This window comes from Marinobacter salinexigens, assembly GCF_008370345.1.
Lineage (GTDB): Bacteria > Pseudomonadota > Gammaproteobacteria > Pseudomonadales > Oleiphilaceae > Marinobacter > Marinobacter salinexigens.
This window is the reverse complement of record NZ_VTUU01000007.1, coordinates 175526-201386: the sequence shown is the minus strand read 5'-3', so window position 1 is coordinate 201386 and position 25861 is coordinate 175526. Positions and strand designations below refer to the sequence as shown.

The window sequence follows — 25861 nt, the reverse complement described above, 5'->3', positions numbered from 1 at the left end:
ATGCCTTCTCCTGTGCGGAATACCGGCGACGGCGCTGCACGCCAGTTATGACTTCGATTCTCTCCACCTTGGACACTCCTTTGCACTAGGTCTATGCCTAGGCCTTTGCTTCTACCAAGGTGTCCGGTTTAAATGGGGGCTACTACAGCAGCTTTATTGAGCAACATGGCGAAAGCCGCTTTGCGCCCAAACAAAACGGTTACAGCAGCCAAGTACGCCAACGCGCGGGTTGGATAGATACCAGCGGCCCACAAACCCTCTACCTGTTTTACCCAACTGGCTGGCGTGAAGCCACCGAAGGTCTAAGCCCAGATCGCGCCGCCAAAGCGCTGATGGCCGCAGGCTACCTAGTCCCCGATGGCAACCGACCACAGCGCAAAGTCAGCCTGCCCGACAACACCCGTCCACGAATGTACTGCGTGAAAGGCAGTATCTTGGATGACTAAAAAGGCGATGAATCCTATGTAGGCTTGTCGCCTTTTAGTGTACCGCCAGTCAACCTAAGGGCTGGGCGAGGTATAAAGTCTGAGGCGGACAATACCGCTAGCGTACTGGTTGTGCACCGACAAGGTAAGAATGAATTTCTTTTTAATCCTTTTAAATCCTCTCTATTCAGCTCAAATCAAGTTTACTTTGCTGAGCGAATATGTGACTATTTTACAAAAGCATCAAGCTCATAACGTTAGGTACCTTTTGTGAATTCAGACCGCTGGTTATCTGTTGAAGAAATAGCCGAATATCTTGGCGTAAGCAAAGATACTGTGTACTCATGGATCAGTAAAAAGGGTATGCCAGCTCATAGAATTGGTCGGCCTTGGAAGTTTAAAGCAGATGAGGTGGATCAGTGGGTTAGATCTGGTGGCGCATCAGATGACAGCAAGGAAGAAAAATAGTATGGCCTTAAACGAAGCAGATACTTGTCGGGTCTATGTGACGCCAAAGCTCAAAGAGTCTGGATGGGAAAACAATCCTAGCGCAATAACTGAACAGTACACATTTACCGATGGCCGTGTTCAGTTTAAGGGCAGTAAAGTTCAACGTGGGGAGCAAAAGCGAGCGGATTATTTACTTAAGTACACTCGCGACTTTCCTATTGCTGTTGTTGAGGCTAAACCTGAAAACAGCCCTGTCGGCCAAGGGATGCAACAGGCAAAAGATTACGCAGAAATTTTAGGGCTAAAGTTTGCTTACTCAACCAATGGTCATGAAATCTTAGAATTTGACTACACCAGTGGTGAAGAGCAATTGTTGTCGCGCTTTCCAACCCCTGATGAGTTATTCAAGCGTCTTTGTGGCGATGAAGGTTTAAAGGATGAAGATCTTGATACCTTGCTGTCCCCTTACCACCATGTTTCGGGATATTCCCCGCGCTACTACCAACAAATAGCTATAAACCGCGCAGTTCAGTCGGTGCTTCAAGGTAAAAAGCGCTCATTAATTACGATGGCAACGGGTACGGGTAAGACAGTCGTCGCTTTTCAAATTAGTTGGAAGCTGTGGAGTGCTCGCTGGAATCGTACGGGAGACTACAGAAAGCCTCGCATTCTATTTCTGGCAGATAGAAATGTGTTGGTCGATGACCCAAAGGATAAAACATTTACCCCGTTTGGTGATGCCAGGCACAAAATTGAAGGCGGCAAAGTTGTTAAAAGTCGTGAAATTTATTTTGCGATCTATCAATCCATTGCCAGTGATGAGCGTCGTCCAGGCTTGTATAAAGAATTTCCGCAAGACTTCTTTGATCTAATTATCATTGATGAATGTCACCGAGGCAGTGCCCGCGACAACAGTAACTGGCGCGAAATTCTGGAGTATTTTGAGCCAGCTTTTCAAATCGGTATGACGGCGACGCCGCTGCGTGAAGATAACCGCGATACTTATCGCTATTTTGGCAACCCAATCTACACCTACAGTTTGCGCCAAGGTATTGATGACGGATTTCTTGCGCCATACCGCGTACACCGAGTTATTTCGGAAGTCGATGCGGCAGGTTGGCGACCAAGCAAAGGCGATGTAGACCGCTTTGGACGAGAAATCCCAGATGGTGAATACCAAACCAAGGACTTTGAACGGGTTATTGCGTTAAAGGCTCGAACAGATGCGTTTGCTAAGCATCTCACCGACTTTATGAAGCGAACCGATCGTTTTGCAAAAACGATCGTGTTTTGTGTCGACCAAGAACACGCCGATGAAATGCGTCGGGCGCTTAATAACTTGAATTCTGACCTTTCACGCAAGCATCCAGATTACGTTGCACGCGTGACATCAGAAGAAGGGAAAATTGGCAAAGGGCACCTCAGTCGTTTTCAAGAGTTGGAAACCAGTACTCCAGTGATACTGACCACTTCACAGTTATTAACAACGGGGGTCGATGCGCCAACCTGTAAAAATGTTGTGCTTGCGCGTGTTGTGAACTCAATGAGTGAGTTCAAGCAAATTGTTGGTCGTGGTACTCGCCTGCGCGAAGATTACGGCAAGTTGTGGTTCAACATCATTGATTATACCGGCTCCGCCACACAAAATTTTGCTGATCCTGACTTTGACGGTTACCCAGAAATTGAAGATGAAGTGGTGATTGATGAAGACGGTGAAGAAGTGGTAGATGACACTTCTTCACCAGAGAGTGAAGAGTTAGAGGTTGCTGAAGAGACGAGTGAATACGAAGTGAACACTGAAGGTGAAGGCGCTGATGATGGAGAGGAGCACGAACCGAGAAAGTACTACGTAGACGGTGGCAGCGTTAAAATTACGTCTCATTTGGTCTATGAGCTAGACGAAGACGGTAAACAGCTTCGTGTCATCCAATATACCGACTACACCGCAGAAAAGGTAAAGACCCTCTTTTCCTCACTGGACGAACTAAAAGATAACTGGGCAAACCCGTTAAAGAGAGAAGAGATCATTCTCGAACTACAAGAACGAGGGATCCAGTTTGAGGATTTGGTCGCAGAGTCAGGCAAAACCGATGCAGATCCATTGGATTTACTTTGCCACATAGCATTTAACGTACCGCTGCGAACCAGAAAAGAGCGCGCTGACTACTTGAAGAAAAACAAACCGGACTTTTTTGATCAGTACGGTCCAGAGGCACGCGCGATCTTAACGTCTTTACTGGACAAATATACCGACCACGGCCCCAAGCAATTCAGTATTCCGGATTCGCTACAGGTACCGCCCATTTCTGAATATGGCAATGTGATGGAAATAGCCAATCTCTTTGGCGGTGCATTGCAAATGAAAACCGCCGTGGACCAATTACAAACGCTGCTCTATAGCCAGCAATAACAGAAGTGACGATACGATTTATGGCACGAACAAAGAAAGCAGATCAGCCGATGACCACCGCCCAGCAATTAGGTGCGATTGTTAAATCGTCTCGGCAAATCATGCGTAAAGACAAAGGCTTAAATGGCGATCTCGATCGTCTGCCAATGCTCACTTGGATCATGTTTTTGAAGTTTCTCGACGACTTAGAACAATTGCGAGAAACCGAAGCCGTGTTAGAGGGCAAAAACTTTCAGCCAGCCATCGAAGCGCCATACCGCTGGCGAGACTGGGCAGCAATTGAAGGTGGTATCACCGGCGACGAGCTGATTGCCTTTATTAACAACGACGAAGCAATGCGACCTGATGGTACCCGTGGCATCGGTTTGTTTGCGTACTTGCGTAGCCTGCAAGGTGACAACGGTGGTGATCGCAGAGATGTGATTGCGACCGTGTTTAAAGGTATGCAAAACCGCATGATCAACGGGTATTTGTTACGTGATGTTGTCGACAAAATAAACGGCATTCATTTCAACTCATCTGAAGAGATGCACACCTTAAGCCGCTTATACGAAACCATGCTGCGTGAAATGCGTGATGCCGCTGGTGACTCCGGCGAGTTTTATACTCCGCGTCCAGTGGTTCGCTTTATGGTTGAGGTGATGGACCCGCAGTTGGGTGAGTCCGTATTGGACCCAGCCTGTGGCACGGGGGGGTTTTTGGTTGAAGCGTTCGAACACCTGGAGCGCCAGTGTAAAACAGTCGAAGACCGCGAAGTATTGCAAGAAAGCAGTATCTTTGGCGGTGAAGCCAAATCGTTGCCTTACCTGTTGGTACAAATGAACCTGTTACTGCATGGTTTGGAGTACCCAAGAATTGACCCAGAAAATAGCCTGCGCTTTCCACTACGAGAGATGGGTGACAAAGATCGTGTAGATGTGATCTTAACCAACCCACCGTTTGGCGGTGAGGAAGAAAAAGGCATTCTTGGTAACTTCCCGGAAGATATGCAAACCGCCGAAACCGCAATGCTGTTCCTTCAGTTGATCATGCGTAAACTCAAACGCCCGGGTCATGGTTCAGACAATGGTGGTCGCGCCGCGGTTGTTGTCCCAAATGGCACGTTATTCAGTGATGGTATCAGCGCACGCATTAAAGAAGAGCTGTTAAAGAACTTTAATCTGCATACCATTGTTCGTTTGCCGGAAGGGGTATTCGCGCCTTATACCGATATTGCAGGCAACTTACTCTTCTTCGATCGTTCTGGCCCAACAGACGATATTTGGTATTACCAAATCACTGTTCCTGAAGGTCGTAAAAAATATACTAAAACTAAACCAATGGAAAGCCATGAGTTTGATGAATGCTTGAACTGGTGGAGTAACAGGATCGTTAATCAGAATGCCTGGAAAGAAAGTGCCTCAGAGATTATTAAATACTCCGAAAGTGGACAACTGATTGACGTAAATTTAGATAGAAAAAACCCTAATAGTCTCGAAGTGCTTGAACACGAAGAGCCTATGGATTTGATAGAGAAAATAACCACGAAAGAAGAGTCTCTTTTAGCGATCTTAGAACAGATTAAAGCCGAAATAAGCACTCAAGGTATCTCTAAATGAAAGAGTATACTTTAAGGGATGTTCTTATCCGCCAAAAAGAGGCCATCACCGTTGAGGATGATGCTGAGTATAAGCGCATTACCATTAAAATGAATGGTAATGGCGTGCTCCTTAGAGATGAAGTCATTGGTGACGCAATAGGAACTAAGCGCCAGTTTCTGGTGAGTTCTGATCAGTTTGTGCTTTCAAAAATTGACGCAAGGAATGGTGCTTTCGGAATAGTGCCTAAAAGCTGTGATGGAGCAATTATTACAGGAAACTTTTGGACATTTGACGTCAACTCCGAACTTGCAGATGTTAAATACCTCGATTTCATGTCTAAAACACCAGAGTTCAAAGACTTTTGTATCGTTGCAAGTGAAGGGACTACTAATCGAAAGTACCTTGACGAAAATAAGTTTCTTGATAAACGGATTTTGCTACCTGAGCTCGCAGAGCAGAAAAAAGTGGTTGCTAAGATCTTAAAGTTTAAGAATAAGATAGAGCTAGCGCGGAAAATCCGAAACGAGATTTTAAGTGATCTCTACGTGCTGTTAAACAGCACATTTCACAAATTAATTGAAGGCGCTGTTTATAAGCCGATGTCGGAAGTGGCTCCGATTGTTAGAAGACAAATTGAAATTACAGTTGATGGCGAATATCCAGAACTGGGTGCTCGGTCTTTTGGCAAAGGCATTTTTCACAAGCCGACGTTAATCGGTGCGGAACTCGATTGGCAAAAGCTTTATACCGTCCATTCTGGTGATCTGGTTTTAAGTAATATTAAGGCTTGGGAAGGTGCTATTGCTGCTGCTGGAGACAATGATCACGGTCGAGTTGGGTCGCACAGGTATATCACATGTGTGCCTGTAGAAGGGGTAACAACTGCAAACTTTCTGGCGTTTTATCTTCTGACTCAAGAGGGTATTGAACAAGTACAGGCAGCTTCGCCTGGTAGTGCAGACCGAAACAGAACCTTGGCGATGAAAAGATTAGAGAAAATTAAGGTTCCTGTACCCGATTACGATAAGCAGCTTTGGTTTAATCAATTGCAAAGCTATGTTGAAAAAATTAAACAAGCTCAATCAGAAAATGAAATAGAGCTAGAGGCCCTGATGCCTTCAATTTTGGATAAAGCCTTTAAGGGAGAATTGGTTTAATGTCTATGCCTGCACCGACGCTTGCATATGATGCTGGCACCCAGCCTGTTATTGCTCATGGCTTGTCTTATCAGGACGAGCAAGTGAGCGAGATGTTAGCTGGCCCCGTAAAGCATATTTTGCAAGATACCGCAGGCAATGATGAGCTCCAGGAGTTACTTGGCAGTGTTGTGAGCACGGAGTTTGAGCAAGAGGGTTTACGCCAAGCGCTGATTGATGAAACCGTGCCAGATAATTGGCGAGTAGGCGAAGCCATTGCCGAAGCCTTTGTGGCTGATATTGGCAATTGCGTGTTTCCGTGGCCCACAGGGCGTGATCTTAAAAACCCGAATGCCAGCCCAGCAGGGTGCGATTTGACTGGATTTCAACCGGTAAACGATGCTGAGCTTCCCTACCGTTTTGCGTTTGGTGAAGTAAAAACGTCTGAAGAGAACAAAGCGCCGCCAAGCGTGATGACCAGCTTGGGTACCCAATTGTTTGGGCTACGAGATAATCGCCAAGTAAAAGATGCTCTCTTACGTTATTTAGGACTCCATGCGGTGCGAGCACCGTGGGAACCGATGTTTAAAAGCGCTGCCAAACGCTATTTGAGCTCGAACACGACGGACGTTGCTGTTTATGGTGTTTTGGTGCGCGATATTGCCCCAAGCGCTTCTGATATTGCTGGCCGAGCAAAAGCACTGGCGGCCGATTGTCCAGTGCAAACTGATATTGAAATGTACGCTTTATACCTTCCCCTAAACATGATTGGTACGCTGTCTGCTCGTGCTCAAGCGGCTATGCAGGAGGCGTCATGACGCTTTCACAAGAGCACTTACTACAGGTAGAGAAGCATTGGGCTGTTCAGTCCATTAGTGCTGAATTGCGTGATACGGCTATGGAAATGGCGGAACGGCGCTTGGTTGATGTGGCGCTGGGTAATCTACTTGAGCATGCGGCAACGGAGTTTGACAGTGACTTGTTAGAGCAAGTAGCAACGGCGTATGAGTTGGCCGCGATCGAAGGCATTGGCGCTTTGTTGCACCCTGTTGCCAATCAGGACAATAAAAATATTCGTGAGCTTGCACAAGCTGGCGCGTTTCGAGCGTTCGGGCTTTATCGTGTATTACCCGTACCGAGTGACAATGAGGCGCGCTTGTTTCATGTGTTGCATGTGTCGGGTTTGGCGTATTGCGCCGATCGCTGGACCGATTTACGTCGATGGTTTGAAGAGCAGAACAGTACAGTAGCAGTACCCAGTGTGGCTGGTGTTACTTGGGATAAGCGTCTGCTTTACCGAATTTTTGATTGCTGGTTGCGACTACTACGTAAAAACCGCTGGGACGACTTAGATCAGATTTCAGAGATTGTGCTTGGTTTACGAAACGATCAAGCAAACTACGAAAAAGCATTACTAGAGCAAACTCAAGGTGCAGAGGCGCAAAGCATAGCAATGCGTTTAGTGGCGCTTTATCACTGGGCCAAAGCAACAGAGCGTTTAGCGGTGTACATGCTGCAAGGCGAACCGGTAGCGATCGATGCACAATTAGATCAGCATTTTGAAGCGGCGCAAAAAGCGGCACAAGCCTCGAAAGACCCGCAGCTCGAAATGATTTTACGCTGGTTACATGTCGCAAGCCGAAAAATGGTCGCTGGCTCTTTATGGTGGGTGGCGCATACGGTTAACTCCCGTGTGACCCGCTTTGTTTCCCATGTGACTAAGCACAAGAGCTTATTTGAACTGTTACCTCCGCAACGAGCGGCACTGCAAGAGCAAGGTTTACTCGATCAAGCCAGTAGAGCGGTAATTGTTGATTTGCCTACATCCGGCGGTAAAACCGCGCTGGCACAGTTCCGCATGTTGCAAGCGCTGAATCAGTTTGATCAGGATGATGGTTGGGTGGCTTATGTTGCGCCAACTCGCGCTTTGGTTTCGCAAATTACCCGGCGATTACGTGAAGACTTTGGCCCATTAGGTATTCAAGTTGAGCCGTTAACTGGCGCGATTGAAGTCGATGCTTTTGAAGAAGCGCTTTTGGGTGAAGCACGTGCTTTTCAGGTTTTGGTTGCAACACCTGAGAAACTTCAATTGGTGATGAGAAACAAAAAAGTCGCTCGCCCATTGGCTCTGGTTGTAATGGATGAAGCTCATAATATTGAAGATGAGTCTCGTGGCTTGCGCATTGAACTTCTGCTTGCAACGATAAAGCAAGAATCACCTCGGGCAAACTTCTTACTATTGATGCCATTTGTTCCGAATGCTAACGATTTAGCTCAATGGCTAGCTGCCGATCGTGGCCGAAGCATCAGTTTGGGCACCTCTGCTTGGCAACCGAATGAGAGAATTGTTGGCTTATTTGATATTCATAAAGGTGAAAAACGCGGTGATTGGAATTTAAGTTTTGAAACGTTGACGACCACTCAACGGACGATTCACCTTAAAGGAATCCACAATGTAGATGGTAACCGCCCTCTGCAAAAACTGACGTACTCTAGCGCTAAGGGGCTCGCAACACAGGCTGTTGCTATGGCTAAGGTTTTCTCTAAGCGTGGTACCAGTATTGCGGTTGCGCAGACAATTCCAGATGCTTGGAGTATTGCTCGTAAAGTTGCCGCAGAGCTTGAACCTTTGGTTCAAGTGCACGAAGACATTAAACTGGTTCAACGTTTTCTTGCGGCTGAGATTAGTGAGGACTTTGAGCTAATTGATATGCTATCAAAAGGTGTTGTTGTGCATCATGCAGGTTTACCCGCTGAGGCCCTTTCATTAATCGAATGGCTTACAGAAGCTGGCCATATTCGAGTGATTTGTGCAACGACAACCATAGCACAAGGGCTTAACTTCCCTGTTTCATCAGTGTTTCTTGCTACGAGAAAATTGCCTTACGGCAATGAAATGTCGCATCGGGCATTTTGGAACCTCGCGGGTCGAGCTGGGCGTATCGGCCATGATAGCGTCGGCGTTATCGGTATTGCAGCAGGTGCACAGCCGAATGAGATCCGGAAATATGTTAGTGATGCAACCGCATCGTTAGTTTCCCGTTTGGAAGGGATGCTGGATGATCTTCAAACTGCGGGGAAATTAGCAGACTTATCTTGGGTTATGCAGCAAGAACAATGGGCAGACTTCAGAAGCTATATCGCTCATTTATGGAATGAAAAACGTAACTTGGACGCTGTAATTGGTGAAGCCGAACAATTACTGCGAAATACCTACGGGTTTGGTTCTCTGCGCGCTAAAGCTGATAAAGCCTCGCAAGAGAAAGCTGATGCGCTTCTTGAAGCTACCAAAGGATATGTCAGAAAGTTAGCTGAGCATCCAGAAAATGCTTCTCTTGCAGATGTTACAGGCTTCTCTCCTGAGGGCGTTCGTTCAACTTTATTGGATTTGAATAACCTTGAAAACAAGTTAACGCTTGCAGATTGGGAGCCTTCGAGTCTATTTGGCGATAAATCGAAGTCTGTGCTGCCAAGCTTGATGGGGATTATGCTGCGGGTTCCGCAGTTACAAGAAAGTTTACGAGAGATCAGTAAAGGACAGGGGAATAGTCATCGTAAACTTGCTGATATTACCCAGGCTTGGGTAACAGGTAGCTCCATTGAATCTATAGCGAAGACTTACTTCGAAGGTGATAGCCTTACAGATCAAATATCTAAAGCTTGCAGAGCGGTTTATAGAGATTTGGCCAATAATGGCGCTTGGGGGTTGTCGGCATTAAGCAAAATGCCAACGTCAGGCCTTGATTTTGAAGCCATGACAGACGAAGAAAAGCGCAGATTAAATAACCTTCCAGCGATGCTTTACCATGGTGTAAAAACCGAAGAAGGCGTGTTGATGCGCATGAACAGCGTTCCGCGTAGTATTGCTGAACGTGCCGGTGAAGACTTTAAGGCTCGAACTGAAGCCGGTGCAGAAAATACTCTGTCACCTCGAAAAGCCAGCGAATATCTGAAGTCTTTGAAACCGGATGATTGGGCGCGTTTGAAACCTGATAATTCCTCGCTGTCCGGCGATGACTATTTGAAAATATGGAAGCGGCTTTCAGGTGAAGCTTAGAAAGTCGTTCTTGTTCTAGAGGATGGTACCGACATTTATGTCGGTACCAGGTAATTTCAGGAAAATATAGTTAATTACTAATGGCCATATAATCAAGCAGTTAAAGATTGCTAACCATTTCGTGGATCAACACGAGATGGTACGAATAGATGGCCATTTTGCATTGTTAATATTAAAATCGCACCAACAACACCCCTCCCGCTACCCGTTAGATCAGCGCCCTGTGAGGGGTTACTCGTTTCTTGAGATTGTGATTTCGGGTAGTTTGTAAGAGATAAGCCCCAGTCTTAACGGCGACTGAGGCGCAGCCACGAGCCAAAACGCTAGGTAAAGGCGCAACCAGCTTTAAATAGCTTGAGTGAAATTGTGGTTTTCTTCAAAACAAATATCAAGTTATTTAGCCTTGTTGTTGAGTTTTGTTCTCGTTACCAAAGCATTTGCTCGTAATCCACACATCATTCTCCGGCCCACAAAGGTGGTGCAACAGCGCTAGGTTGATCTGGTGGCTGATCACGTTGCCGTTTCGTTTTTGGCTCTCTTTTCTCAAACCTCTCAGTAATAACCCCGTACATGATTTGCCCATTTGCTCTGGCGAACTGGGCAGGCAAAAAGCGCGGTTTTGCTGTTTGGGGTGCAAGGTAGCGCGTTTCCCTGTTTTAGATAAAGGCGAAATGCACCAAAAGATACAGGCGTTGGTCGGTGTGCTTGCTTTCAATGTGTTGGTTTTGCTCGTGTAATCCGCATATACCGGTAACAAATGTGCCGGTAACAAAACCAACCCGCCTTGCGCGTGGCCTTCAACCTCAGGTAAAGGTAGCCAATACAGGTTTGGCCATTGCTCGGGGCTCTGCCATTTTTCTACGATCACTTGCGCGCCAATGCTATTCAGCCATTGGTGAATGGGGCAGCCTGGATGCGCTTGTTTAACGCGCGGTAACTGATAGGTCAGCCAGCGGGTTAAGCGTTCGGCTGCATTATCGCACTGGCTTAATGCTGGGTAGAGGGTAAACGCGCCATGCCCAACCAGTAAAGCGACCACCTGCTGTATCCATTCTCTATCCCAATCGTTAGCACTTGCCCATAACACGTCACTTATCACCTTGTTGGTTCGTCATGCCGTCTATTTTCAGTGGTCGGGTGCAGACTCAGTGGTGAATTAGATGAAAGAAATGGCCATCAAACTAACCAGTCAAATCGGTTTTTTGTGATGACCTGTGCGCGGCTAACTGTTTGATATACATAGTCCAATACAGCGCTGTTTGACGGCATTTAGCCCATGCAAAAAAATCGAGACGCCAAACGATCGTTTGCATTCTGGGTTAGAAAAAACAAACGGTTTGTACTTTGGATTCGAGGTTGGTTTAGGGTGCAAAAAGTGCCAAACCTTGCTTTGAACCAGTAATGGCAAGGCCTACCAGCGTTGGATTTCAATCGAGAAGCCAAACAGTGAATGGGCTAATTTCCCTGTTTGGCGTTTCGATCCAAAAGCCAAACGGATAGTGGTTTTGGCGTAAGGGGGTAAAGGCATGGGGAAGTGTGTGGCGGCTGTTGAAACTCATGGATTAGCAAATGACGCCTAGGGGGGATTGCATCAGCTGATCAAAGTAAGTAATTGGGTTGGTTGATTTAGCTTAAAGCTGGGTGTGGTATTTTGTAAGCGAGCTATCGGTAGGATAAGCAATGGCTGAATAGTGACAAGGCGAAATGAGAACCGACGCGTACAGAAATGCAGAGGCGTCGGCCATATTGGCTTGAAGATTATGTTTAGTGACCTATTTTGTCAATCAAAGCCCCGATTGCCCCATTCCTTGGGGCGGTTCACATCCCTCTTATTCACCCTCTGAAGCTCGGCATATCAAGTGTTGCCCCATTGTCCCAACTGCCCACGGTAAGTGAGCAAATGGGGGATTGTTAGTTTCGCCTGATGGGCCTTTTCGGCATGCGGCTGCGTTTGCCATCGAAGAAGGCCAATACTCTGAACCAATAGAGTGATTCTTCATACCCCAAGCTGTGCGTTGGACGTGCAGGCGGGATGAGTCCCAGTTTGCGTCCTAGGCTGACAATCACGTAGAACGTGAGTTTTAGCGTCAGCCAAGGAGCGAGTACCACCAATGTCATCAGGCAATACCGAGCAAGTGCGTAGCCTATACCATGAGGTTGTTCGAGTAAGGCAATGCCAATACACCAACCAAGCCCTGCCAGCATGGTGATTGGAAAGGTAATGGGGGCAAGTCGCATCATAAATTGCATGTTAGCGCCCTCCTGTGTGGTGTTGTGAAGCGGGCTCAAAGTTCACTAGCGGTTCAACCACATCAGCCACGGTTTGATGGGCAATACGGCGCTCTTCAAAGTAATCGTGGCGGTCGTAGATACCCTCAACGCCTTTTAGCTTATGGTTAAGACAGCGTTCGGCTACGTTGCCTGCAATACCCAAAGAGGCGGCAAGGCTGCGAAAGGTGCGGCGCAAATCGTGTACGGTGAAGTGTTCAAGTTTGCCCATTTTATTGGGAGGCTGTTTTTTGCGCCCAGGCTCGCGACCAAAGAGTTTAGAAATGGCACGGTTTAGCGTATCTGGCCCCATATGTGGACGATGGCTTGCTCGTCTGGCTGGGAAAACATAAGGCGAGCCACAAGCACGGACTTGCAACTCGTTAAACCAAGCAATGGCTTGGCGTGGTAAGGGAATGCTGATTGGCACGCCGGTTTTGCTGCGTTCTTTGGGCAGATCCCACACGCCTGTGGTTAAATCCATTTCACGCCACATGGCTTCGCACAGTTCGCTTTTGCGTACACCCAATACCAAAAACAGGCAGCAAGCGAGGTAGTTGTCGCGGCCAAAGCTATTGATATGGGAATGAAACACGCTAAAGGCGTAGTGAATTTCCTCTTTGCTAAGCATCCTGTCTTTACTGGACTCCACGCCACCGGCATCGTCTACGGTAAATGCTGCGGCTGGGTTGTTCAGCGTTAAGTCGAGCTTTATCGCATGCCGAAATAGCTGCTTCATGTACATCAAGGTATCGTTTGCAATGGTAGGGCGGTTACTTTCTCGAATGCGCTCTAGCACCTCCCGCACGTCACGTGCGGTCACCTCAGCAATACACTTAATGCCAATGACTGGGCTTATGTCTTTGGTGTAAACCCGATACGGAATCTTGGGATGCTTAAGTCGTCGACTAAGATCGGTTCGATACCAGTCATGGAACAGTTGATCCACGGTTTCAATGTCAGGTAACTCGATTTTCTGTTTTTCTAGAAGAGGATCTATGCCGTCACGTACTTCCTTTCGAAAGTATGCGGCGGCAATTCGAGCGTCTGCCAACGACATTAAAGGAAATTGCCCCAAGGTTGCTTCTCGTCGTCCTTTGGTTGTGGTGTAGCGGATCATCCAGTAAGGCGAGCCTTGTTTGCGGACGCAAAAATATAGACCTTCACCATCTGAATATTTTTTGGGGTCGGCTTTGCTGTATGCAATAACCTGTTTTGCTGTGAGTTTTCCCATGTTTACTCCATAGTTGCTGAAATAATGGAGGGGGCAATAATGGCTGCCCACCACCGATTTGCTTATTGAATCAGCAGCTAACCTGTTGTGGTGGCGAGTTAAATGCGAAAATTGGGTAACTTACTGCCCACCAATTTGCTCACCGCAAAATGCTTATTGAGCAAAAATGAGGGGGCTGCCCACCATTCTGCCCACCACTAAACAGGTAGTTGGTAACGGACATCTGTAAACCGATTTGGACGGGAAAAATAAAAAAGCCCTGTATTTACAAGCAAATAACAGGGCTTCTAAGACATTCTTGGACGGGTGAAAAAACTATTCGATATTTTGGATCTGTTCCCTCATCTGCTCAATCAGGACCTTCAGGTCGACCGCCGTACGAGTCACCCCAGCATCAATACTCTTACTGCTCAGCGTGTTAGCCTCGCGGTTCAGTTCCTGCATGAGAAAATCGAGGCGACGACCGATCGCATCGTTTTTCATCAGGGTATCCTGAACCTCACCGATGTGGGCATCCAGCCTATCCAACTCTTCGGCAACATCACTCTTCTGCGCCAGCATCACCATCTCCTGGGACACCCGGTCCGGGTCCAGCTCGACACGAGCCTTTTCGAAACGCTCACGAAGAGACTTATCCTGAGCCTGAAGGAGGCTGGGCATCAGGGCGCGAACCTGAGCGACCAACTCCGACATCTCGGACAACCGGTCGTCAAACAATGGCCGCAGGCGCTCACCCTCCCGCTCCCGCACGGTAACCAGCTCTCCGACCGTGTCAGCAAACAACGCTGCGGCGGCCGCCTTCGCCGGGCCATAATCCTGCTCAGGCACAGACAACACCCCGGGCCAGCGCATTATGTCGAGCGCACTGATATGCGCGGGATTATCAAGCATCCGGTTGATATGGTTGGCAGCCTCATTGACCGATTTGGCCATATCGTCGTTGATTTCAAAGCTCTGGGACGCCTTTTCCACCGACTGCAGGCGCATCGAAATATCTACCTTGCCGCGCTTGAGCTGTTTACGGAGTTCCTCACGAAAGCCGTTTTCCAGCTCTCGAAGGGATTCAGGCAAACGAAAAGACGGCTCCAGGTACCGGTGATTTACCGTTCGGATCTCGCAAGTCAGCGTTCCCCAGTCTCCCTGAGTGTCCTTCCTTGCAAACGCAGTCATACTTCGGATCATGATATCTCCGGCCCTAATGGTGTGAGTTATTAAACAGTCATCAAAGAGTGTAACAGGCTCAAACAACTCCCGGCGAACTGGACAAAAGACCTGGCCGTCTTCACCACCATCCCCATGTTATACTCACCAGCCTTTCAGTTTTTTCGACCGGAGTCTCCTCTCCGGACACTCATCACAGATGTCAGGAAACATTATGCGACCAAGCGGCAGAACGCCCGAACAACCCAGAGACGTTCGAATCACCCGGAATTACACCCGCCACGCAGAAGGCTCGGTCCTGGTGGAATTCGGAGACACAAAAGTGATCTGCACCGCCTCCGTCGAGAACAAGGTTCCCCCCTTCCTTCGCGGCGAAGGCAAAGGCTGGATTACAGCAGAATACGGCATGCTCCCACGCTCCACCGGCAGCCGCATGGGCCGCGAAGCCGCGCGAGGCAAGCAAGGCGGGCGTACCGTCGAAATACAGCGCCTGATTGGCCGTTCCCTGCGCGCTGCAGTAGACCTGCAAGCTCTCGGCGAGCACACCATTACTATTGACTGCGACGTTATCCAGGCCGATGGTGGCACCCGCACCGCCGCCATCACCGGTGGCTGCGTTGCGCTGGTGGATGCACTGAACTATCTGGTGGCCGAGAAGCGCCTGAAGAAGAGCCCGCTGAAACAGATGATCGCCGCCCTTTCAGTTGGCGTCTACAAAGGCACCCCGGTAGTCGACCTGGACTACCCGGAAGATTCCGAAGCTGAAACCGACATGAACGTGATCATGACCGACCAGGGCGGCTTTATCGAAATTCAGGGCACCGCTGAAGGCGCACCGTTCGAAAAGAACGAACTGGACAGCATGCTGGATTTGGCTAAGCAGGGAATTGAAAAGCTGCTTGAAATCCAGAAAGAAGCTCTGGAAAGCTAACTCGATATCTGGGGAGCCATTGCGGCGCTGATCCCCCAGAATGTTGAAGGCCAGGGATGGCCGAAAACAAGCGTACATGGACGTACTTGCAGTGGTTCTGGGGGATCAGCGCCGCAATGGCGACCTCCCCCAAAATCCAAAAATTTAAAAACCGATTTCGATGTCGTAATCCATAATCACCGGCGCGTGATCAGAAAAACGCGTGTCATCATCAATCCAGCCATCCTCGATGGTCTTGCGAATCCCCGGCGTCAGCAACTGATAGTCCACCCGGATACCTGCACTCCGCCGCGCACCGCCAGACTGCTCGGGCCACCACGAAAACTGATTGCTTTGCTTGTTGATTTCACGGAACGCATCGATGCAGCCCATCTCGTCAAACAGACGGTCCAGCCAGGCTCGCTCGTGGGGCAGAAAGCCCGAAAAATCAGACTTGTGGTACAGCGGACTCGCATCCGTCACATGATGAGCGGTCTGCAGGTTGGCACAGAAAATAAACTGGCGACGCTTACGCAGCGTCTTCTGCATATGCAGACCAAAGGCTTCCATGAACTCGTCTTTGTGATCCAGCACCGTCAGATCATCTTCACCGGTGACTTCTTCTTCACGCCCTAATGCACAGGGCGCCAGCACACAGGCGACAGAGACCTTGTCAAAATCGGCCTGAATAAACCGTCCTTCACGATCCGCCTGTTCATTGGCGAATCCGTACATGATGGCTTTCGGAAAATGACGGGTATAAATACCGACCCCACCATCTTCATTTTTTTCACCATCAATGAAGTAAGCCTCATAACCTTCCGGAATCAGGTTCATGTCCTCAATTTCATAGGCGCGCATGCGGTGATCCTGAACGCAGACAACGTCGGCATCCTGGTCGGCCAGCCAGTCGAAAAAGCCTTTGTCGACAGCCTGTGCAAGACCGTTGACGCTGATTGTTACTACCCGCATACGTGTTCCCTGATTCGGTTTGTGTGTATGATACCGTTTTTAAGCGTTATTTAAAGATCCACACCCGCCAGAAGCCTTGTCATGCACGACTATCAGCAGAATTTCATTGAATTTGCGATCCGCCGAAACGTACTGCGCTTTGGTGAATTTACCTTGAAGTCCGGCCGCACCAGCCCCTACTTCTTTAACGCCGGGCTTTTCAACACTGGAGACGACCTGCTCCAGCTAAGCAAAGCCTATGCCGCCGCCATTGAACGCAGCGGCCTGAATTATGACATTATTTTCGGACCTGCCTATAAGGGCATTCCGTTGGCTACAGTCACGGCCATGGCCCTGGCTACAGACGGTAACAGCAAACCATTTGCCTTTAACCGCAAGGAAAAGAAAGATCATGGAGAGGGCGGCAACATTGTTGGCGCACCATTGAAGGGCAAAATCCTGATTGTTGATGATGTTATCACTGCAGGAACGGCCATACGCGAATCCATCGATCTGATCCGCGCACAGGGCGCCGAGCCTGCTGGCGTACTGATTGCCCTAGATCGCCAGGAGAAGGGTAACGGAGAGCTGTCTGCCATTCAGGAAGTTGAACAGGAGTTCGGTATTCCTGTGGTCAGCATTATCCGGCTGGAACAGGTGCTGGATTACCTGAAAGCCAACCCGGAGTTCTCCGACCACGCAGAGAAAGTCGCCGAATATCGGGATCGTTACGGAGTCTGAGCAATGACCGACCGTTCCAGCATACGCTACATCGCTTCAGCCATTACGCTGACACTTGGAATTGTGACGGCAGCAGAAGCGGACATGTACCGTTACAAGGACGAAAACGGTCGCCCCGTCATCAGCAACACCATTCCCCAGGAAGCCACCCGGCGTGGCTATGAGATTCTTGGATCGAATGGCCGCGTTATCGAGACCATCGCTCCAGCCCCCACAGCTGAAGAAATTGCCGCCAGGGAGGCCGAAAATCAGCGTCAGAAAGCCCGGGAAGCCCAGCATGAAAAAGACCGCCTGCTCCTGAAACGCTTCAGCCATCCAGATCAGGCTGTACAGGCCATGCACCGGAAAATCGTCGAACTGGACAGCCTCATACAGCTCAAGCGCGGCAACATTTCCGTAATCTCCAGCCAGTTGGATAGTGAACAGAGCCGGGCGGCCAACATGGAGCGGGCCGGACGCAACATTCCCGAAGCCAGCCTCAACAAGATCCGCCGTCTGGAATCTCAGATTCGCGACATCGAGAAGGAAATCAATGCCCAGAGCCAGGATATCGAGGCCCTCAAGGCCGACTACCTGAAAGACATCGAGCGACTGGAAGAAATCACCGGTGAGAGCCGAACTCTGCCCCTGACCCCCCAATCCCAGGAACCCCAGGCGGCATCACAGAACTGATTCCCCTGCTGGCAGCATAAAAAAAGGGAGGCACTTTCGTGCTTCCCTTTTTTTCAGTTCGGCAGCCTTTCCGCGAGCCGCCGCACCTACGCTGTATCAGGCAGACGCAGTCGTCGCCTTCTTCGCCGCAGACGCAGGCTTGCGTGCCGGGGCCTTGCGAGCCGCAGGCTTCTTGGCTGCAACGGCTTTCTTGGCAGATTCTGCCGCTTCAGCAACTTCTTCAGCCGCTTCGGAAACAGCGTCCGCACCTTCGGCTGCTTCTTTCTCAAGCTTGGCAACCAGATCTGCAGCAAAGTTACCAAAACGGGTGTTCAGGCTGCGCAATTGCTCGAACAGGTTTTCGCTATAGCCAGTGTAACGATCACGCAGAGTCTTGACGCTGTACTCGCGCACTTCGCTTTCCAGCTTCTCAGCGTATTCGAAAGGCTTTGCGGCCAGCTTCTTCTGCTGCTCTTCAGCCGCGTTGATGCCCTTTTCCACGATTTCCTGAATCTGTTCCTGATAGCTCTTGAGTTTACCCATAACACTTCTCCTCGATTTATCTGAAAGATCTCAAACTCATGGACCCTGGACGGCCCAGAAAGCCTTTCCTCAAATTTCAGGTATCAAGTTACGGATAAAAATTAGAATGTTCATACTAAAAGAGGCACAGGTGTGCGGTAGGTATTTTTACAGATTCTTCACTTGATCCCACACCCTCCTCCGGCATAATGCTGCCCATAGTTTATAGAGGCGTAACGCCGAAGAGCGCACACGCCCCGACGCGAGTAAACCATGACTTCTCTTTCAGCAGGACACCGGAAACCGTGCCCAACGGAGTACGTTTTGCCCGCTCTCGTACTATCGCTGGCGGTGTTTCTTGGTGGCTGCCAGGAAGACGACAGAGCGGCCCGCACCACCGCGTCCCAGGCATCTGAACTGGCAGAGAACCGCATCGACCTCGCAACAAACAGCCTTCTGGATACATTTGGACAAACCGGCCCCGAAACGCTACAGCGCGCGGTGTCCAGTGAGCCCAAAACACTGTCCTGGAATCCCCCACTTACCCGGGAAGATGGAAGCGCCCTGAGTCCGGGCCAGATTGCGGGTTTCCGTATCTATTACCGGTTACGCCATCAGGACAGTTACAGCATCATCCCGATCAACGATCCTTCAGTAACCAGCTTTACACTTGGTGATTTTTCGGCGGGCGCCTATGAGTTTGCCATTACGACAGTCGACGTGAATGGCCTGGAAAGCCAGCGCTCAGATCCCGTCACCGCTGACCTGATCTGAGCTCTCTGACAGGGAATCAGGCAACTACCAGCGGAACAGAACCCAGCTGGGGATCAGCATGTCCGAATCGGTTTCCCGGATCCAGCCACCCCCATCAGCTGGAACAAGATAGTATTCAGGCCCGGCCTCCGGAACCACTTTGATCTCCATGAGCTGGCCATTCACCCGATACTCATAGAACACCTTGTTTTCCCCCGGGCGGATCACGATCTGCGGTCCTTCGGACGTGGACTGGTAATCCGAAATCACAACCGGCTCGTCAGGCGTCTCAACCAGCGTTTCATCCAGACCGCCAGTCTCCTGAGCCAATGCCGCTGACGATGCAAACACCAGCGCTGCGACGGTGATTCGTTTCATTTTCGTGGTACCCTTTCGTGCATCCAAAGTTAAGTACAGAGTTGCACAAGCCAACACACGCTTCAATCAGAATCCGGACCTGTTTTGACATGACTGAGCAAAAGATCCCACCGGTGGTTCTTGTGGACGGATCGTCCTACCTTTTCCGTGCTTACCACGCGCTACCACCCCTGACCACCAGCAAGAATCATCCAACCGGAGCCATCAAAGGCGTCATCAGCATGCTTCGCCGGCTGGAGCAGGACTTCCCGGGGTCGAAAGTTGTCGTAGCGTTCGATGCTAAAGGCAAAACCTTCAGGCACGACATGTATGAGGAATACAAGGCCAACCGTCCACCCATGCCAGAAGACCTCGCCATGCAGATCGCACCCATTCACGACATCGTACGTGCAATGGGGCTGCCACTACTGATTGTCCCCGAAGTGGAAGCCGATGACGTTATCGGCACCCTGGCCCACGAAGCCACCAGCAAGGGCATCGACGTGGTCATTTCAACCGGCGACAAGGACATGGCCCAACTGGTCAGTGATCACGTTATCCTTAACAACACCATGACCGACACCACCATGGACCGGGACGGCGTTGTTGAAAAGTTTGGGGTAACACCAGAACAGATCATCGACTACCTGGCCCTGGTTGGCGACAAGGTAGACAACATCCCCGGCGTCAACAAGTGCGGCCCGAAAACCGCCGTCAAATGGCTGGGCACCTATCAGGACCTGGACAATCTCATCGAGCATGCGGACGAGATCAAGGGCAAGATCGGTGACTACCTGCGGGAAGCCATCAAAACCCTGCCCCTGAGCCGGGAACTCGCCACCATCAAAACCGATGTAGACCTTGAATTTGGCCTGGAAGATCTGGGACTTCCCCGGCAAGACGACAGTCAGTTGATCGAACTGTTCCGCGAATACGAATTCCGCACCTGGGTGGCAGAGCTGGAAAAAGGGGAAAGTTCGGAAGAGCAGTCCTCAACTTCCGAAAACGCGTCTGAGCCCGTGGAAAGAAGCTACAGCATAATCACGGACCAGTCCGAACTGGACGACTGGATCGAACGACTGAAGTCCTCAGATCTGTTTGCCTTTGATACTGAGACCACCAGTCTCCGATATATGGATGCCGAAGTCGTGGGCGTATCATTCGCCATCCATCCTGGCGAAGCCGCTTACGTCCCCCTCGCCCATGACTACATGGGCGCACCGGAACAGCTCGACAGGGATCACGTTCTGGGACAACTGAAGCCGTTGCTGGAAGATCCCGCACTGGCCAAGGTCGGACAGAATCTGAAATACGACAAGAACGTACTGGCGAACCACGGGATCCACCTTGAAGGTATTGCCGAAGACACCATGCTCGAATCCTACGTGCTCAATTCGGTTCTCACCCGGCACGACATGGACAGCCTGGCCAGGCAGTATCTCGGAGAGGACACCATCTCTTTTGAATCCATCGCCGGGAAAGGTGCCAAGCAACTGACCTTCAACCAGATCGAACTGGAAAAAGCCGGTCCCTATGCGGCGGAAGACGCCGATATCACCCTTCGTCTGCACCAGACTCTGAGTCCGATGCTCGAGAAAACCGGCAAACTGGCGAACGTTTACCGGGAGATCGACCTCCCACTTGTGCCGGTACTGTCCCGAATGGAGCAACGGGGAACCCTGATTAACGCCAGCACTCTGAAACAGCACAGCCAGGAACTGGCCGAGCGCATGGCAGAGCTGGAAAAAGAAGCTCACGACGTAGCTGGCGAGCCTTTCAACCTCGGTTCGCCCAAACAACTCCAGGCCATCTTCTATGAAAAAATGGGGCTACCGGTTATCAAGAAAACCCCCAAAGGTGCGCCGTCCACCGCAGAGCCCGTGCTGCAGGAGCTTGCGCACGAGCATGAACTGCCCAGACTGATTCTGGAACACCGGAGCCTGAGCAAACTCAAGTCCACCTACACCGACACATTGCCAGGTCTGATCAACCATCGCACAGGCAGAATCCACACCTCCTACCACCAGGCCGTCACCGCAACCGGACGATTGTCGTCGTCGGAGCCGAACCTGCAGAACATCCCTATCCGCACTGAACAGGGCAGGAGGATCCGGCAGGCTTTTATTGCCCCTGAAGGCTTCAAACTGGTAGCGGCAGACTATTCCCAGATTGAACTGCGCATCATGGCCCACCTGTCCGGTGACAAGGGCCTTCTGACGGCGTTTGAAAAGGGCGAAGACATTCACAAGGCAACCGCCGCCGAAGTATTTGGCGTACCGGTCGAGGATGTTTCAGGTGACCAACGTCGTAGTGCGAAAGCCATTAACTTCGGTCTGATCTACGGCATGTCTGCCTTTGGGCTCTCACGCCAACTGGATGTCGAGCGCAAGGTTGCCCAGGAATATATCGACCGCTACTTTGAGCGCTACCCCGGCGTACTCCGCTACATGGACAACATCCGCAAACAGGCGCATGAGGACGGCTTCGTCGAAACCCTCTTCGGCCGGAGGCTTTACCTTCCCGAGATCAATGCCCGCAACAAACAATTGCAGCAGGCTGCCGAGCGGACAGCTATCAATGCCCCGATGCAAGGCACCGCAGCGGACATTATCAAACGGGCAATGATCGACGTGGAAAACTGGCTTCTGACCGAACACGCTGACACAGCACGAATGACCATGCAGGTTCACGATGAACTTATTCTCGAAGTCAGGGAATCCGCCCTGGTAGACATCCGGGATGGGCTGGTCAGACGGATGTCGTCTGCAGCAGATCTGGACGTACCTCTGCTGGTTGAAGCCGGCGTTGGCGACAACTGGGATCAGGCACACTGACCCTTCTCCAAGCGATCCTGTGGTGCGTCGGAGCCGAGCTTTGGCGCACCGCCCAAAACAGGGCAATCAAAGCCCCGGCGCACCGAAATATCGCGCGCCGATCTCTCTGAATAGTTAGCACTTTTTCACTTCAAAGCTCCCCGCGCCCTGCGCCACAACGCTTCCGGACAGGCCGCATTAAACGGCACGAATCTCGCTTGTTACATTTCCATGTCGGCCGCACTCCCGCGACACGAAGGCGGGATGCGCCATGTTGTGACACTTTACCCCGAGGTTAATACATGACTTCTCTGGCGTCTGAACGAAGCTGGCTACTGGACCCTGGCCTGCTGAAGCTGGTTCACCAGTGCCGCCGCCTGATTCATACCGAGTTCGGCGTAAAACTTCACCTCACGGAAGAGCATCTGGAACGACAGCTGGCAGACTATGCCCGCAAGACGCGATCAAGCCATCTTGTTCGCACCTGGGAGTCCCTGAAGGAGCAGGTACCGCAGCTCAAAATGGAAGAAGAAAATGCGGAAGCAGAACAAAGCGAGTCACCCAAACGGATGTACCGGGGGCAGGTAATTGCAGACAGCGCTGCGGACACCAGCACAACGGAGCCCAGCCCGGAAGCCCTGGCGCGGAAGAAGAAAATCATCTACCGCGGCCAGGTGGTGGGCTGATCAGAATCATTGATCAGCCCAGGCAACGTCAGACCACTTAAAAGGCCTTGCTGACCTGAACGGCTGCACTCCAGGCGCTCAGTTCATAGGTGCCCTCGTAATGGGAGGCTCCGGAGGCCGGATCAACGGTAGACGGTGCATCGTGGAGGTATGAGTACTCATCAACCTCTGCGTCGTCTGCGAAGATCAGGGTGCCAATGGCTGCATCCACGGCCCAGCCAGTGCGCACATCTTTCCACTGGGCACCCAGGGTCAGCCAATGACGATCTTCTGATGGCACGCGAGCGGTAACGTACTGATCAACAGGCGATTCATCCCAAGCGTAACCAGCTTTGAAGGCCCACGCCGGGGTTGCCTGCCAGATTCCGCCAACATTGAACTGCCAGGTGTTTTTCCACTTCTCGGTAATGTGGGTAATCGGGGTATCCCCGGTACGACCCGATGCCATAGAGACCGCACCGGAGTCGCCTTCAGCACTGTTGATATCCAACTCCTCAAAGCGGCTCCAGCGAGAGTAGGTCGCTCCCGCCAGCAGAGTCACGTCATCTGTCAGCTGATGACGAATGCCAAAGGTCGCACTTTCAGGGATGGCCAGGGGTACTTTGACATCTTCAGACAGCGTCGTTGGAGACAACCCAACCGGCGAATTGGCATCCGGTACCGGGTACCCCGTCAGCTTGATGTCGCCTTCCAGCTCGAACTCGGTTCCCGTCTGTGCAGTCAGGCCCAGCTGGGTTTTATCTGAGAGTTCATAGAGGAAGCCTACGCGGAAGTTAACCGCCACATCATCTCCCTCAACATCCGCATACGGGACTCCGTAGGCGGCCTCGTAGGCGTCGCCTGCTGCACTGGCCTGCGCCGCAGCCTGCTGTGCTGACAAACCAGCGCCAACCAGTGTCTGGTAAATACCTCCACGAACATCCTGGTACTTGGAGAGACGTCCCTCTGCGTACATGATGTTCATGGTGACACCCATGGACAGCCCCTGCCCGTTGTTAACCGCAACGGATGGAGAGAATGAAATCGCCGTCAGCTCTGTCTTGTCGGCAAAGTAACGGCCAACAAAGTCGTTCTCATAATCGGCAGCCAGCCCATACGGCGCATGGATCCCAAAGCCCACATCAATGGCATCGCTGACTTCGTGGGTCAGGTAGAAGTTCGGAAGAACGGCAGGATCAGCAATATCACCGCCAGCACTGCCCTGAACCTCGCCGCCCAGTACATTGGTCGCGGATACTGAATCGCTTTTCGCTTCAGCATCGATATCAAGAACCGCCGCACCAAATGATATGTTGGTGCCGGAAAGCTGGCTCATACCTGCCGGGTTGAAAAGAACGGTGGTGGCATTTTCAGGATTCGCCGCGGCACCGGCGTTCGCGGTACCCATGGCACTGGCGCTTTGCTCGTTGAGAGAGAATCCACCAGCGACCACCGTTGCCGGAGCAACGATAGCCGCCAGAGAGGCCAGACGAACAGCACGTGCAAGATTATTGAGTCGGTTATGCATGGTATCTCCTATTTTTCTCGGCGCGGAGTATACGCAGCACAGACCAAGGGCCTCAAATGCAAAAACTACTGATTTGCAGGCCTACTCAATTACGACTTTCGTCTAATCATCCTGAATCGACAACTTGTCGACGGTGGACGACAACTGATCTGCGCCCTGGGCGTCGGCACCCAGCTTGATCATCAGGCGCAGATCATTCGCCGAATCGGCGTGGGCCAGGGCATCCTCATAGGTAATGGAACCCTCGGCATAGAGACGATAAAGCGCCTGATCAAAGGTCTGCATCCCCGCCTCTGTGGACTTCGCCATCAACTCCTTGAGCTTGTGGACTTCGGCTTTGCGAATCAGGTCGGCTACCAGAGGCGTATTGATCAGGACCTCAATAACAGCCTTACGCCCCTTGCCATCCGGGGTCGGCACCAATTGCTGAGCCACGATCGCTTTCAGGTTCAGCGACAGATCCATCCATACCTGGTTGTGCTGTTCCGGCGGGAAGAACTGGATGATCCGGTCCAAAGCCTGGTTAGCATTGTTGGCGTGCAGAGTGGCAAGACAGAGGTGGCCGGTTTCGGCAAACTGCACGGAATATTCCATGGTCTGACGGGTCCGGACCTCACCAATGAGGATGACATCCGGCGCCTGCCGGAGTGTATTTTTCAGGGCTACTTCGAAGCTCTCGGTATCAATCCCGACTTCACGCTGGGTCACGATACAGCCCTGGTGCTGGTGCACAAATTCGATAGGGTCCTCGATGGAAATGATATGACCCCTGCTGTTCCGGTTACGATGCCCGAGCATGGCGGCCAGGGATGTGGACTTACCGGTACCTGTGGCACCCACAAACATGATCAGGCCACGCTTGGTCATCGCCAGATCCTTGATGATCTCTGGCAGCGCCAGTTCATCAATCTGGGGAATCTTCACTTCAATCCGGCGCAGAACCATACCGCACAGGTTGCGCTGGAAAAACGCGCTGACCCGGAAGCGTCCGATGCCCCTTGCACTGATGGCAAAGTTGCACTCGTGACTGGTTTCGAACTCTTCCCGCTGTTTATCATTCATCGCGCCGTAAACCAGTTCCCTGGTCTGCTCCGGGGTAAGCGCATTCTTGGTGACGGGAAGTACCTTGCCATTCACCTTCATACTCGGCGGGACCCCCGCCGTAATGAACAGGTCGGAGCCGCCCTTTTCAACCATCAGCCGAAGCAGTTTTTCAAATTCCATTGTTGTTACCTATCCTGTTGTTCCA

Annotated in this window: 21 protein-coding genes; 12 read left to right on the top strand and 9 right to left on the bottom strand. The window is 50.9% G+C overall.

The features are described from left to right. The first annotated feature begins 695 nt into the window (after positions 1-695). From mads1 to FWJ25_RS14760, 6 genes are read left to right on the top strand one after another with little or no spacing between them, the layout of a single operon-like run. Entirely contained in the window at positions 696-893 is a 198-nt protein-coding gene (mads1, locus tag FWJ25_RS14785) for a methylation-associated defense system helix-turn-helix domain-containing protein MAD1 (protein ID WP_001083515.1), read from the top strand. Between the two features lies 1 nt (position 894). Continuing rightward, positions 895-3285 carry an EcoAI/FtnUII family type I restriction enzme subunit R gene (gene hsdR, locus FWJ25_RS14780; protein ID WP_149601022.1) on the top strand — a complete coding sequence of 797 codons (2391 nt, stop codon included), beginning with the start codon at positions 895-897 and terminating at the stop codon, positions 3283-3285. 20 nt (positions 3286-3305) lie between these two features. Continuing rightward, the gene (locus FWJ25_RS14775) at positions 3306-4883 is read left to right on the top strand and encodes a class I SAM-dependent DNA methyltransferase (protein WP_222772751.1); all 1578 of its coding nucleotides are present in this window, start codon (positions 3306-3308) and stop codon (positions 4881-4883) included. Continuing rightward, positions 4880-6022, top strand: coding sequence for a restriction endonuclease subunit S (locus tag FWJ25_RS14770; RefSeq protein WP_000666516.1), 1143 nt, complete (start codon positions 4880-4882; stop codon positions 6020-6022). The genes FWJ25_RS14775 and FWJ25_RS14770 overlap by 4 nt, the downstream gene beginning before the upstream one ends. Then, positions 6022-6819: a hypothetical protein gene (locus FWJ25_RS14765; protein WP_000062432.1), complete on the top strand. Its 798-nt coding sequence runs from the start codon at positions 6022-6024 to the stop codon at positions 6817-6819. Before FWJ25_RS14770 ends, FWJ25_RS14765 begins: the two co-directional genes overlap by 1 nt. Further along, complete coding sequence (locus FWJ25_RS14760; protein ID WP_149601021.1) at positions 6816-10058, top strand: DEAD/DEAH box helicase; 3243 nt, start codon at positions 6816-6818, stop codon at positions 10056-10058. The genes FWJ25_RS14765 and FWJ25_RS14760 overlap by 4 nt, the downstream gene beginning before the upstream one ends. A 397-nt stretch (positions 10059-10455) precedes the next feature. Here FWJ25_RS14760 and FWJ25_RS14755 read toward each other — a convergent pair whose 3' ends face one another. From FWJ25_RS14755 to FWJ25_RS14740, 4 genes are all read right to left on the bottom strand, one after another. Then, positions 10456-11145, bottom strand: coding sequence for a hypothetical protein (locus FWJ25_RS14755; RefSeq protein WP_149601020.1), 690 nt, complete (start codon positions 11143-11145; stop codon positions 10456-10458). An 824-nt stretch (positions 11146-11969) separates the two neighbouring features. After that, positions 11970-12308, bottom strand: coding sequence for a hypothetical protein (locus tag FWJ25_RS14750; RefSeq protein ID WP_149601019.1), 339 nt, complete (start codon positions 12306-12308; stop codon positions 11970-11972). 1 nt (position 12309) lies between these two features. After that, on the bottom strand, positions 12310-13560 hold the full coding sequence (locus tag FWJ25_RS14745; RefSeq protein ID WP_149601018.1) for a tyrosine-type recombinase/integrase: 1251 nt from the start codon (positions 13558-13560) through the stop codon (positions 12310-12312). 315 nt (positions 13561-13875) lie between these two features. Further along, entirely contained in the window at positions 13876-14742 is an 867-nt protein-coding gene (locus FWJ25_RS14740; protein ID WP_149601017.1) for a YicC/YloC family endoribonuclease, read from the bottom strand. Positions 14743-14935: 193 nt separating this feature from the next. Between FWJ25_RS14740 and rph the strand changes: the two genes are divergently transcribed. Continuing rightward, a complete protein-coding gene (gene rph, locus FWJ25_RS14735; RefSeq protein WP_149601016.1) occupies positions 14936-15652 on the top strand; it encodes a ribonuclease PH in 717 nt (238 codons plus the stop codon). Between the two features lie 144 nt (positions 15653-15796). Here the strand turns inward: rph and FWJ25_RS14730 are convergent, their stop codons facing one another. Next, positions 15797-16603, bottom strand: coding sequence for an exodeoxyribonuclease III (locus FWJ25_RS14730; RefSeq protein ID WP_149601015.1), 807 nt, complete (start codon positions 16601-16603; stop codon positions 15797-15799). A gap of 81 nt (positions 16604-16684) precedes the next feature. On the opposite strand from FWJ25_RS14730, the gene pyrE reads away from it, so the two are divergent. Together pyrE and FWJ25_RS14720 are read left to right on the top strand one after the other, a co-directional pair. Next, positions 16685-17323, top strand: a complete 639-nt coding sequence (gene pyrE / locus FWJ25_RS14725; RefSeq protein ID WP_149601014.1) for an orotate phosphoribosyltransferase — start codon at positions 16685-16687, stop codon at positions 17321-17323. A gap of 3 nt (positions 17324-17326) precedes the next feature. Continuing rightward, a complete protein-coding gene (locus tag FWJ25_RS14720) occupies positions 17327-17995 on the top strand; it encodes a DUF4124 domain-containing protein (RefSeq protein WP_149601013.1) in 669 nt (222 codons plus the stop codon). Positions 17996-18091: 96 nt separating this feature from the next. Here the strand turns inward: FWJ25_RS14720 and FWJ25_RS14715 are convergent, their stop codons facing one another. Then, positions 18092-18517: a hypothetical protein gene (locus FWJ25_RS14715; protein ID WP_149601012.1), complete on the bottom strand. Its 426-nt coding sequence runs from the start codon at positions 18515-18517 to the stop codon at positions 18092-18094. 303 nt (positions 18518-18820) lie between these two features. Between FWJ25_RS14715 and FWJ25_RS14710 the strand changes: the two genes are divergently transcribed. After that, the gene (locus FWJ25_RS14710) at positions 18821-19270 is read left to right on the top strand and encodes a fibronectin type III domain-containing protein (RefSeq protein WP_246166849.1); all 450 of its coding nucleotides are present in this window, start codon (positions 18821-18823) and stop codon (positions 19268-19270) included. Positions 19271-19294: 24 nt separating this feature from the next. On the opposite strand, the gene FWJ25_RS14705 is transcribed toward FWJ25_RS14710, so the two are convergent. Next, positions 19295-19627 (bottom strand): DUF2782 domain-containing protein, encoded by a 333-nt coding sequence (locus tag FWJ25_RS14705; RefSeq protein ID WP_149601010.1) that lies wholly within the window; start codon positions 19625-19627, stop codon positions 19295-19297. 89 nt (positions 19628-19716) lie between these two features. Here FWJ25_RS14705 and polA point away from each other — a divergent pair, with 89 nt between their 5' ends. Beyond that, a complete protein-coding gene (polA, locus tag FWJ25_RS14700; protein ID WP_149601009.1) occupies positions 19717-22440 on the top strand; it encodes a DNA polymerase I in 2724 nt (907 codons plus the stop codon). A gap of 281 nt (positions 22441-22721) precedes the next feature. Continuing rightward, positions 22722-23105, top strand: coding sequence for a hypothetical protein (locus FWJ25_RS14695; RefSeq protein WP_149601008.1), 384 nt, complete (start codon positions 22722-22724; stop codon positions 23103-23105). Between the two features lie 37 nt (positions 23106-23142). Here the strand turns inward: FWJ25_RS14695 and FWJ25_RS14690 are convergent, their stop codons facing one another. Further along, positions 23143-24612 carry an OmpP1/FadL family transporter gene (locus FWJ25_RS14690; protein WP_149601007.1) on the bottom strand — a complete coding sequence of 490 codons (1470 nt, stop codon included), beginning with the start codon at positions 24610-24612 and terminating at the stop codon, positions 23143-23145. 102 nt (positions 24613-24714) lie between these two features. Beyond that, positions 24715-25836, bottom strand: a complete 1122-nt coding sequence (locus FWJ25_RS14685; protein ID WP_149601006.1) for a PilT/PilU family type 4a pilus ATPase — start codon at positions 25834-25836, stop codon at positions 24715-24717. Between the last annotated feature and the right edge of the window lie 25 nt (positions 25837-25861).